This is a genomic window from Mycobacterium sp. Aquia_213, from assembly GCF_026625985.1.
In the GTDB taxonomy this organism is placed as follows: Bacteria; Actinomycetota; Actinomycetes; order Mycobacteriales; family Mycobacteriaceae; genus Mycobacterium.
Map to the genome: position 1 here is coordinate 356247 of NZ_CP113116.1, position 12206 is coordinate 368452.

The window sequence follows — 12206 nt, forward strand, 5'->3', positions numbered from 1 at the left end:
CTCTTGGATAGCCACATCGTCGTCTCGGTGGGGCCGTAGACGTTGACCATCGTGCGCCCGGGCGCCCATCGATCCACCACCTCGGGTGGGCAGGCCTCGGCGCCGATAACCAATGCCGCCGATTCCAAACCCTCGACAGAGAGCGCCGCCACCGCGGACGGTGTTTGGGTGAGAACCGTGACGCGTTCGTTGACGAGTAGGTCGTGGAAGTCTGCCGGTGATCGGGTCACCGGCTCGGGCACCACCACCAGCCGGCCACCGTGTAGCAGCGCACCCCAAATCTCCCACACCGAGAAGTCGAACGCATACGAGTGGAACTGCGTCCACACTTGCTCCGCGGTCAGCTCCAGCCCGACTTCCAGCGAGTCGAAGAGCTGGGTGACGTTGGAGTGGGTAACCGCAACGCCTTTGGGAACACCGGTAGTGCCCGAGGTATAGATGATGTGGGCGACATCGTCGGGTGCCGGTGTCGGTAGCGAGGTGGCGGGCTGAGCACCGACGGCGGGGTCGCGGATATCGATGGTCGCCACGTCGTAGCCGTCGAGTCGCGCGCGCAGCTCGGCGGTGGTGAGAACGGCGATCGGCGCGGCATCGGTCAACATGAATTCGATGCGTGCCGCGGGGTGGGCCGGGTCGATCGGTAGATATGCCGACCCGGTCTTCAACACCGCTAGGATCGCGACGATGGCCTCGGCCGAGCGCGAAAAGAGCAGGGCCACAAATTGTCCCGGACCTGCTCCTCGGTCAGCCAGCAGGTGCGCCACCCGGTTGGCCGCCTCGTCGAGCTCCCGGTAGGTGATCGAGCGGCCATCGAACGTGATCGCTACCGCGTCGGGCCTGCGCGCGGCTTGCATGGCGAACAAAGCGGGCACCGATACCCCGGTCGCGGGCCGGGTCAGCACCGCTCGGTTCCCGATCTCGTCCAGGCGGGTGTGTTCGTCGGCGTCGAGTAGGTCCAGCAACGACAACCTGCGCGTGGGGTCGGTGGTGGCGGCCGTCAGCACTCGCTGGAACTGCCGGATGAGCGTGTGAATGCCGTCGGCGGTGAAGCTTTCGGTGTCGTATTCGAGGCGCAGGCCGAGCTCGTCGCCGGGCATCGCCTGCAGGGTCAGCGGATAGTGGTTGTTTTCGCGCGCGGTGTACCCGGTGACTGCCAAGCCGTCGACGCCGAACAAGGCGGGATCGACGGGGTAGTTCTCGTAGACGAACAGGGTGTCGAAGAGTTGGTCGTGGCCGGCGGCGCGGTGGATCTCGGGCAGCGCCAGGTGCTGGTGTTCGAGGGTGTGGTTGTTGGCTTGGTGTAGTTGGTCGAGCAGATCGGCGGTCGTGGTGGCCGTGGTGATGCTGGCCCGCACCGGAACGGTGTTGATCAGCAGGCCCACCATCGAATCGGACCCGGGCAGCTCGGCGGGGCGGCCCGAGACCGCCGTGCCGAAAGCGACGTCGCGCTGGCCGGTCAGCCACATCAACAGCTGCGCCCAACCGGCCTGCAGCACGGTGTTGACGGTGGTGTGACGCAGCCGCGCCAGCTCACCCACGGCCCGTGTCGTGTCGGCGGGTACCAGCGACGTCACCACCGCTCGCCGCCCGAGCCCGACCCGACCCGGCGGACCCACCAGGGTGGGAACCTCGAAGCCGGCGAACACTTCCCGCCAGGCCGCCTCGGCGCTGGCGTGGTCTTGGTCGGTCAGCCAGGACACGAACCTGCGGTAGGGCGGGGGTGCGGGGAGTCGCTGGCCGCAGTAGGTGGTGAAGATCTCTTGCAACAGGATTGGCAGTGACCAGCCATCCAGCACGATGTGGTGATTGGTCAGCACCAACCGGTGCAGGTCGCTGCCGGTACGGGTCAGCGCAACTCGGAACGCGGGTGGGTCGGTCAAGTCGACGACCGCCGCGCGTTCAGCAGCACACAGCCGTTCGATCTGTTCCTCGGTATCGACGCTGTCGTCGAATTCGGCGTATTTCCAAGCTAGTTCGGGGTCGGCCGGGATGACCTGGACCGGGTCGTCGAACTCTGGGCGGAATCGGGCGGCCAGGTTGGGATGGCGGCCGAGCACTGTGCCGACCGCTGCGCGCAGCCGGTCGGGCTCCAGCGGGCCGCTGATGGTGATGTCCAGCTGTACCGCATACAGCTCGCCCAATTCGCTTCGGCCGTGCGTATTCGCGTGGAACAGCAATCCCTGCTGCAGCGGGGTGAGGGGCAAGATGTCGGCGATGCGATCCTGCCGGCACAGCTCATCGATCTGCTGCTGACTAAGCCGGGCCGGAGTGATATCCGACGGTGTCAAACCGCCTCCGCCGTCGCGGACGTGAGCGCATATCCCGGACAGGGCGGCAAACCACAGCTGGCTCAGCCGGCCGACTTGCTCGTTGTCGAGTGCCGAGGTGGCCCAGGTCCAGATGGCGTGCAAGCGCGGGCCGATGTCCGTGTCGAGAGTACCGGCATTGAGTTCCACGCTGTGCCCCAACGGCATTGCGATCGCCGAGGCTACGGCGGCCACCGACACACCGTCCTCGCCGATCAGCCACAGATCGTCGGAGAACTCGACGGCACCGGCACCCAGGCGCCCGAAGTAGTTGAACCCGATCGCCGGGTCGGGTCCGGCCAGATCCACGTCCGGATTGAGGTAGCGCAGCAGCCCGTAGGTTAGACCGTCGGGCAGCGCGCGCAGCTGTTCCTTGGCGTCCTTGATCAGCGCGCCGAGCGCGGGCGCACCGGAGAGCACCTGTGCCCACGACAAGCCGCCACCACTCAGGGCCACTGGGTATTTGGTGGTGAACCAGCCCACGGTGCGTGATAGATCCATCTCGGTGGCCAGTTCGTCCTGGCGCCCATGGCCTTCCACGTCGATGCCGACCGGCGCACCGCCACTGCCCAGAAATTCCCCGCAGGCCAACGCGAACGCGATCAACAGAATGTCTTGCACGCCAGCGTGAAACGCCGCGGGCACTTCACCCAACAACATTTTGGTGGTCTCGACGTCCAGATCCACCGACAACCGTCCCGCATTCGCGTAGGTATCCAGTTCGGGCCGGGGTGCGGGTAGGGTGGCCGGGGTCGCGGCCACCTGCCGCCACACCTGCGCCTGGGCGATCACGCCGGGAGAACGGGCGTGCTGATCGAGCCACGACGCCCACCGGGCGAACGAGGTCCCCGGTGCCGGCAGGGTCACCTCTTGCTCGCCGCAATGCTGGGCCCAGGCAAGATTGATGTCTTCCAACAGGATTCGCCACGACACCCCGTCGACGGCCAGATGGTGAATGATCAGCACCAGCTCGCCGATCGGCGCCACCCACAACGCACGCAGCATCGTTCCGGTGACGGGATCCAACTGGGCCCGCGCCTGGATCAGTACCTCTTCGGAGAGTTGCTCGACGACTTGCAGGCAACCGCGCGCATCCACCGAACCGGGCTCGGGCACCCACAGTGACCAGCCGCCGCCGAAGTCGTCGTCGACGCGCAGTCGCAGCATCGCGTGCCGATCGAGCAACGCCTGCAGCACCACCACCACGTCGGCTTCGGTCACCGCGACGGGGGCCTGAATGGCTATCGTCTGGTTGAACTGCTCGACGCGACCCGCTACTCCCTCCAGCCAGCGGATGATCGGGGTGGCCAGCACCTCGCCCACGCCCTCGTCGACGACGCCGGCGTCATCGGTTGCGACACTGGCTACTCGGGCCAGCCGGGCCACGGTCTGCTCGACGAAGATGTCCCGCGGACGGCACACCACCCCGGCCGCGCGCGCCCGGGACACCACCTGCATCGACAAGATACTGTCGCCACCCAGGTCGAAGAACGACTCGTCGACCCCGACTCGCTTCAACCCCAGCACTTGCGCGTAGATCCCGGCCAGGATCTCCTCGACGGCGTCGGTGGGCGCGCGATAGTGATCGGCGTCGTGGTATTCGGGCGTGGGCAGGGCGCGGGTGTCGAGTTTGCCGTTGACCGTCATCGGCAACGCGTCGATCGACACCACCGCCGACGGCACCATATACGGCGGGAGGCCGTCGGCCAGGGCGGCGCGTGCCTGGCTGGGGTCGGCGGTTCCGGTGATGTAGCCGACGAGGCGTTTGACGCCGGGCCGGTCTTCGCGGGCGATCACCGCGGCCTGCTCCACGCCTGCCAAACCGGCCAGGGCTGCCCGGATTTCGCCGAGTTCGATGCGGTAGCCGCGAATCTTGACCTGTTCATCCGCGCGGCCCAGGTAGTCGAGTTGTCCATCGGGGCGCCACCGCACCAGGTCTCCGGTGCGATACATCCGGGCGCCGGGGGCGCCGAATGGGCAGGCCATGAAGCGCGACGCGGTCAATCCGCCCCGGTGCCAATACCCGGACCCCACGCCGCGGCCGGCCAGGTACAACTCGCCGATGACGCCGATGGGTACCGGGCGCAACCACTCGTCGAGGACGAAGAACGCCGCCCCCGACACCGGCGAACCGATCGGCGGAACGCCCGAACCCGTTGTGAGCGGCGCACTCTTGGCTGCCCACATCGTCGTCTCGGTCGGGCCGTAGACGTTGATCATCACCCGTCCGCGCGCCCACCGATCCACCAGTTCGGCCGGGCACGGTTCGGCGCCGATGACCAGCGCCGTCGATTCCAAGCCTCGCGGGGAAAGCATCCCGGCCGCCGACGGGGTCTGGGTGAGAACGGTGACCTGTTCGGCGACCAGCAGGGCGTGGAAGTCTTCGGGTGAACCGGCCACGGCCTCGTGCACCACCACCAACCGGCCGCCGTGCAGCAGCGCGCCCCAGATCTCCCAGACCGAGAAGTCGAAGGCGTACGAGTGACACTGCGTCCACACCTGCTCCGGCGACAGTTCCAATCCGGCATCGAGGGAGTCGAAGAGCTGGACGACGTTGTGGTGATTGACCGCAACACCTTTGGGATTGCCCGTGGTACCCGAGGTATAGATGATGTGGGCGATGTCGTCGTGCGACGGCCCGGGCGGCGAGGTCGCGGGCTGGGCGTCGATGCGTGGGTCGTCCACATCGATGACCCGCAGGTCGCGTCCCCGCAACCGCGGCCGTAGCGCCGCGGTGGTGATCGCGGCGACCGGGGCCGCATCGGTCACCATGAAATCGATCCGCGCCGACGGGTGCGCCGGATCAATCGGCAGATACGCCGCCCCGGATTTGAGCACCGCCAGGATTGCGATGATCGCTTCGGCGGATCGCGAAAACAGCAGCGCCACAGACTGTCCCGGGCTGGCACCGGCGGAAACGAGTAGGTGCGCCAACCGGTTGGCGGCCGCGTCGACCTCGAGGTAGGTCATCGAGCGGCCCTCGAACGTGATCGCCACCGCCTCCGGGGCGCGGGTCACCTGCGCGGCCCACAGCGCCGGAACTGTTGCGCGGGTGGCCGGCTGGGTCAGGACGTCGCGGTTGCCGAACTCGTCGAGGCGGGCGTGTTCGGCGGAATCCAACAGCTGAATCGCCGATAGTCGTTGCGTTGCGTCCGCGGTCATGGCGAGCAGCACGCGCTGCAGCCGCCCGACCAGCGCCTCGATGCTGCCCGGGTCGAACACGTCGGTCCGGTACTCCACCGCCCCGGAGATTCCGGCCGGCTCACCGGCGGCGGTGCAGCCTTCGGTCAGGGAGAACGCCAAATCCATTCGCGCGGTGCTGGTGTCGATCGGCAGCGGGGTGGCCCGCACCTCGCCCAATGCCAGTTCGGCCGGCTCCGCGTTCTGCCAGCCCAACATCACCTGAACCAGCGGGTGATGCGCCAGACTACGGGTGGGGTTGAGCCGCTCGACGAGAACCTCGAAGGGCACATCTTGGTGCTCGTAGGCGGCCAGGCTGCGTTGCCGCACCTGAGCCAACAACTCCGCGACGGTGGGATCGCCCGTCACGTCGACGCGCAGCACCAGGGTGTTGACGAAGAAGCCGATCAGCTCATCGAGGGCGGGGTCACTACGTCCGGCGATCGGAAAGCCGACGGCCACATCCGAACTCGTAGTGACCGCCGACAGCAGCACCGCCAACGCGGCCTGGACCACCATGAAGCTGGTCGCATTGTGCTCGCGGGCCACTTCACGCACTCGTTGTTGCAACTCGGCCGGCCACTCGATGGCCACACTGGCCCCGTGCTGATCGGCCACCGGTGGATAAGGGCGATCGGTGGGAAGCGGCAACACCTCGGGCAATCCGGCCAGCGCGGCTTCCCAATAGGCGACTTGGGACGCGATCGGGCTGTCGGGATCGTCCAGATCGCCGAACTGCGCGTGCTGCCACAGCGTGTAATCCGGGTACTGCACCGGCAATTCGGTCCAGTCCGGAACCTGCCCGACACACCTGGCTGCATACGCCTCGCCGAGATCGCGCATCAGCGGACCGATCGACCAGCCGTCGGCGGCAATGTGGTGCAGCACGCCGACCAGCAGGTGCTCGTCTGCGCTAAGGCGGAAAAGCGTTGCTCGCAGGGGGATTTCGGCAGTCAGGTCGAAGGTGTAGCGCGCCGCTGTACCGACGGCATCGTCCAGGCGGTGCTGCGGCCAACCGTTGGAATCGATGACCTGCCAACCGAAATCGGCCCCATCGGCGGCCAACACCAGTTGCCGCGGCGTGTCGCCGGCCGCGGGGAACACCGTACGCAGACTCTCATGACGGGCGATCACATCGGCCATCGCGGCGGCCAGTGCGTCGACGTCGAGGCTGCCCGCCAGCCGCAACGCGACCGCGATGTTGTACACCGGGGAGGGTCCTTGCAACTGGCCCAGGAACCACAACCGCGATTGGGCGAACGACAGCGGAACCACCGCCGGCCGCTCCCCGGCCGCCAGCGGTTCCAGCCGGCCCTGCCCGGTGCCGATGCGGGGTGCCAGTTGCGCGATGGTCGGATCCTCGAACAACGCCCGCACCGAAAGTCCGGTATCCAGAGCGGTGTTGATCGCGGCGACCGCCCGCATTGCCGAGAGTGAGTCGCCGCCGAGATCGAAGAAGGACTCCTCGATTCCGATCCGTTCCAGACCGAGAACCTGGGCATAGATTCCGGCCATGATCTCCTCGACCGCGGTGGCCGGCGCAAGGTAGTGCGCGTCATCGCGGTAGTCGGGTGCCGGCAGCGCACGGGTGTCGAGCTTGCCGTTGACCGTGAGCGGTAGCGCATCGATCGCGATCACCGCGACCGGCACCATGTACGCCGGCAACCGCTCGGCCAGTGCGCTGCGCAGCATGGTCGGGTCGGCGGTTCCGGTCACGTAGCCCACCAGACGCAAGTCACCGGTGCGGTCCTCGCGGGCGATCACGGCCGCCTGCTCCACTCCGTCCAAACCTGCTAGAGCAGTGCGTATTTCGCCGAGCTCGATGCGGTATCCGCGAATCTTGACCTGTTCGTCGGCGCGCCCGACATACTCGAGCTGCCCGTCGGCGCCCCAGCGCACCAGGTCCCCGGTGCGATACATTCGCGCGCCGGGCGCGCCCGGCGCGACGAAGGGGCAGGCGACAAACCGCGCTGCCGTCAACGGAGCTCGGCGCACATACCCGTATCCGACGCCGCGGCCGGCCACGTACAGCTCACCGACCACGCCGGTGGGCACCGGGCGTAACCAGTCGTCGAGCACGAACAGCGCCGACGTCGATACCGGCGCACCGATCGGCACCGCATTCCCTGCGATCAGGGGCGCGCTCATCGCCGCGTAGATCGTGGTTTCGGTGGGACCGTAGGCGTTGATCATCACGCGTCCGGGCGCCCACCGATCGACCACCTCGGCCGGGCACGCCTCGCCGCCGATCAACAGCGCCGTCGACCCCAAGCCTTCGGGAGACAACGCCGCCACGGACGAAGGGGTCTGCGTCAGCACGGTGACGTGTTCGCCGGCCAGCAGGGCGTGGAAATCATCCGGTGAGCCGGTCACCGACTCGGGCACCACCACCAGCCGCCCGCCGTGCAGTAGCGCACCCCAGATCTCCCACACCGAGAAGTCGAACGCATAGGAGTGGCACTGTGTCCACACCCGTCCGGGTGGCAGGCCGGCGTCCAGCGAGTCGAGCTGCGCAGTGAGGTTGTGGTGGGTGATGGCCACGCCTTTGGGCACGCCGGTGGTGCCGGAGGTGTAGATGATGTGGGCGATGTCGTCGGGCGACGGCCCGTCCGGCGCGGTGACGGGTTGGGCGCCAACATCCGGGTCGTGGATATCGATGGTCTCCAGGTCGTAGCCGTCCAGCCGGTCGGCGAGCGCGGCGTTGGTCAGCGCGGCCATCGGCGCCGCATCGGCGAGCATGAACTCGATTCGTGCCGCGGGGTGGGCCGGGTCGATCGGCAGATACGCCGCTCCGGTCTTCAACACCGCTAAAATCGCGACGATGGCGTCGACCGAACGCGAAAAGAGCAGCGCCACAGTTTTTCCCGGGCCGGCACCCCGGCCGGCGAGCAGGTGTGCGACCCGGTTGGCGGCCTCGTCGAGTTCGCGGTAGCTCAGCGAGCGGCCCTCGAAGCTGACCGCTGCCGCATCGGGGGTGCGCGCGACTTGTTCGGTGAACAATGACGGAATCGACACCCCGGTCGCGGGGCGCGTCAACACCGCCCGGTTGCCCATGCGATCCACGCTGACGTGTTCGTCCTCGTGCAGCAGATCCAGCGAGGAAAGCTCGCGTTCGGGCGCGGCGGTCATAGCTGCTAACACCCGCTGCAACCGCTCCGTCAGTTCCGAGACGTCGAAATTCGAATACGGTTGCCCGGCACCGGCAGTGGTGAGGAACTGCTCATCACCGGCACCGACGAAGAACAGCCCGAAGTGAGCTATCGGTCCAAAACTGGTGTATGTGGCGGTTCCCGTAGCACCGGCAAAGTTCAGGGAGAGTCTGGATGGGATGAAATTGACGACTACCCGATTCGCCGCCTGCCCGGCACCGCGAAGGCCGCTTTCGTCCCCACGGGTCTGAACCGGAAATCGCTGATGCCGCAAAGCATCTCGTGTTTGCTTGTCGACGTGCTTGCAGAAGTCGGCAACCGTCGACGCCGGTGATGCTTTCAGGACCAGGGGCACTACCCCGGCGACCATCCCGGGTAGCGTCTTCGATTCCGGATGCACCCGCCTACTGACCGGGAAGTCGAGCACCACCTCCGAACCGCCGGTGCAACCTCGCACCAACAGGGCACTCGCCGCCGTGATGATCGAGGTGCGACGGACACCCAACGCCTTGGACAGCTGTTTGATGCGGCTCACGACTGACGGGGCCAATTGAACCGGCGCGGTCGGCTGATTCGGATCCCGCCGCGAGGTGGCTTGCGGCAATCGATAATCCGGTCCGCTTTCCGACGGCAGGTGCGCGTTCCAGTAGGCCTGATCTTCCAGATACTCCGTTGACGCCTCGTACTCCAGCTCGCCGCGGACGAAGTCTTGCAGCGAGCCGAAGAAGGGGGGAGAGCTGGGCGTGCCGGAAACAATTGCGGTGTAGATGGCCGCAATCCGGCGGCCCACCAGTCCCATGCCCAATCCGTCGAGGACTATGTGGTGGCAGCAGGCAGACCAGTAGTATTCGTCGGTTTTTGTGCGGAATAACGCAAATTTGAGTAACCGGCCGTCCAGCGGCATCGGCGTGCGCTGGATCGATGACGCGATGTCGCGAGCTTCCTGCACGGGATCGCGCGAGCCCCTGAGATCATGGAAGTCCAGCTCGAAATCCGGGTAATCGATTGCCGTTTGGAAGACCTGACCATCCGCTTCGAAGAATGCGGCGCGGCATGGTTCGGCCTCGTGCAGTGCTTTGCTGATTGCCTGTTTAAGCAAATCAGGTTCGACCGAGCCCTCGATCCTGATGAACAGGCCGAGCTGCCAGTCAGTGCCGGAGCGTCCCGTTTCTTGTGAGAGCCAGATATCTAATTGCCGGCGCGTCAGCGGAAGGGCACGGGCGTCAAGTTCCATCCGACCGTCCCTACCCAAAAGGCTTACGCAATAAAGGCCCTGTCCGGTTCCGGCTTCCGCAGATTCGATGGCCGTATGTCAGTGCAGGAGCGTGCGATGCAGGCGAAAAGCACCGCGTCGACCGTCTCGTGGTGAACCGCTTACCCCCAGGCAGCGACATCCACGAAAGCCCACCCTGGGCGGTGCTGCTGGTCGTCGTTGACCTGGACGAAGTTGTCGCCGAAGGTTTGTTGCTCACCGATTCTCCCCGCACGTCTAATCGACATGAGTGGAACAAACCCTAGTGGACCAAAACGGGCTCCAACAGGGTTTCGGCAAAGTTCTTGATGTTAGCCACGCGTTCGCCGCGATTTTTCGCGCAGCCAGACTAGCTTTGCGAAACTGCTAGGGCCGCAAGCGATCTCGCCTCCTGGCAGCCCAAGCCGGGGGTCCCGCACAACTGACGTTCACGCTACCGGCTGTGCGGCATCGCCGCTACCCGAAATCTCGGTGCAGCCGCCCTCAGCGCGCCTGACCCTGGGTGGCCAGGAAGCCTGCCACGCCGCGGACAAGTGCGTCGGCATACTTCTGCCGGCCATCCGGGGACTCCATCAGCGCCGAATCGACGGGGTTCTTCATGTTGCCGCACTCGACCAGGATCGCGGGGTATTGCGCCAGGTTGAGGCCGGTCAGATCCGAGCGCCCGTACAGGCCGCCCTGGCCGATGTAGGTGGCCGGCGGGATACCGGCGGCCTGCATCTGGTCACGCATGATCCGCGCATACTGCACCGACGGTCCGGCCTGCACCTGGTTGAGCGGCGGGGCCGAATAGTTGACGTGGAATCCCCGCCCGGACGGTGGTCCGCCGTCGGCGTGGATGCTCAGGATCGCGTTGGGCCGCAACGAGTTGGCCACGTTGGCGCGCTCATCGATACACGGTCCCAGTGCGGTGTCGTTGCCGCGGGACAGGGCGGTCCTGACACCGAGTGCTGTGAGCGCGGCGCGAACCCGCAGCGCGGTGTCCCAGGTGAACGTGTGCTCCATATAGCCGCTGTTGGTCGCGGTTCCGCTGGTCTGGCAGTCCTTGGTGCCGCCGCGGCCGGTGGTGACCTGCCGGCCGATGGAGGCGTCGTTGGCACCGTTGTGGCCGGGGTCGATGAAAACGACCATGCCGGCGATGCTGGACGGGACTGCGGTCGCGGTCGGAATGATGATCGTCGAAGCAGCAACAATCATTCCGACGATCGTTTTGATCCCGACACGCCTGCTCACTGGTAGGTCCACGGCGCAAAGGTAACGTTGTGCGGTCTACGCTGGGTGTTTCGAATCGCCGGACGTCCACAGGCGAAACCAACTCGAGACCAAGATGCGAGGGGATTGTCATGCAACCCGGAGGCGATATGTCGGCGCTGCTCGCCCAGGCGCAGCAGATGCAGCAAAAGCTCATGGCAGCGCAGCAACAACTCGCCAACGCCGAGATCCGCGGTCAGGCCGGTGGCGGCTTGGTCGAGGCGGTCGTCAAAGGCAGCGGTGAGGTCGTCGCGGTGAAGATCGATCCATCGGTCGTCGACCCTTCCGACATCGAGACGCTGCAGGACTTGATCGTCGGAGCCATGGTGGACGCCTCCAAGCAGGTCACCAAAATGGCACAGGAGCAGTTGGGGTCGTTGACCGCCGGGTTGACCGCGCCACCGGCGCCACCGGGCCCACCGACTCAGATACCGGGGCTTTGACCTCCTACCGACATGTTTGAGGGACCGGTCCAGGATCTGATCGACGAGCTCGGCAAGTTGCCGGGCATCGGGCCAAAGAGCGCGCAGCGCATCGCTTTTCACTTGTTGTCGGTCGAGCCGCCGGACATCGACCGACTCACCGCCGTGCTGGCGAAGGTCCGCGACGGCGTCCGCTTCTGCGCGGTGTGCGGCAATGTTTCCGACGACGAGCGTTGCCGGATCTGCGCCGATCCGCGCCGGGACGGCTCGCAGGTTTGTGTCGTCGAGGAACCCAAGGACGTCCAGGCCGTCGAGCGGACACGCGAATTCCGGGGCCGCTACCACGTCCTGGGCGGCGCGCTCGATCCACTGTCCGGGGTGGGCCCCGATCAGTTGCGGATCCGCGAGCTGCTCGGCCGCATCGGCGAGCGGGTCGATGGTGTGGACATCACCGAGGTGATCATCGCGACCGACCCCAACACCGAGGGGGAGGCGACGGCTACCTACCTGGTCCGGGTGCTGCGCGACATTCCCGGCCTGACCGTCACGCGTATCGCCTCCGGGCTGCCGATGGGCGGTGACTTGGAGTTCGCCGACGAGCTGACCCTGGGCCGCGCCCTCACCGGCCGCCGGTCCATGGTCTGAC

Annotated in this window: 5 protein-coding genes (1 of these 5 only partly in view); 3 read left to right on the forward strand and 2 right to left on the reverse strand. The window is 66.5% G+C overall.

The features are described from left to right. Positions 1-9869, reverse strand: the start of a protein-coding gene (locus LMQ14_RS01640; protein WP_267733132.1) for a non-ribosomal peptide synthase/polyketide synthase. 21307 nt of this gene lie to the left of the window's left edge; only the first 9869 of its 31176 coding nucleotides appear in the window; its start codon is at positions 9867-9869; its stop codon lies off the left edge, out of view. 131 nt (positions 9870-10000) lie between these two features. Here LMQ14_RS01640 and LMQ14_RS01645 point away from each other — a divergent pair, with 131 nt between their 5' ends. Further along, complete coding sequence (locus LMQ14_RS01645) at positions 10001-10153, forward strand: hypothetical protein (RefSeq protein ID WP_267733133.1); 153 nt, start codon at positions 10001-10003, stop codon at positions 10151-10153. A 217-nt stretch (positions 10154-10370) separates the two neighbouring features. Here LMQ14_RS01645 and LMQ14_RS01650 read toward each other — a convergent pair whose 3' ends face one another. Then, positions 10371-11132 (reverse strand): Rv3717 family N-acetylmuramoyl-L-alanine amidase, encoded by a 762-nt coding sequence (locus LMQ14_RS01650; protein ID WP_267733134.1) that lies wholly within the window; start codon positions 11130-11132, stop codon positions 10371-10373. A gap of 98 nt (positions 11133-11230) precedes the next feature. Here LMQ14_RS01650 and LMQ14_RS01655 point away from each other — a divergent pair, with 98 nt between their 5' ends. Both LMQ14_RS01655 and recR read left to right on the forward strand, forming a co-directional pair. Continuing rightward, on the forward strand, positions 11231-11581 hold the full coding sequence (locus LMQ14_RS01655; protein ID WP_267733135.1) for a YbaB/EbfC family nucleoid-associated protein: 351 nt from the start codon (positions 11231-11233) through the stop codon (positions 11579-11581). A 12-nt stretch (positions 11582-11593) separates the two neighbouring features. Beyond that, complete coding sequence (gene recR / locus LMQ14_RS01660; RefSeq protein WP_069401925.1) at positions 11594-12205, forward strand: recombination mediator RecR; 612 nt, start codon at positions 11594-11596, stop codon at positions 12203-12205. The last annotated feature ends 1 nt before the right edge of the window (position 12206 follow it).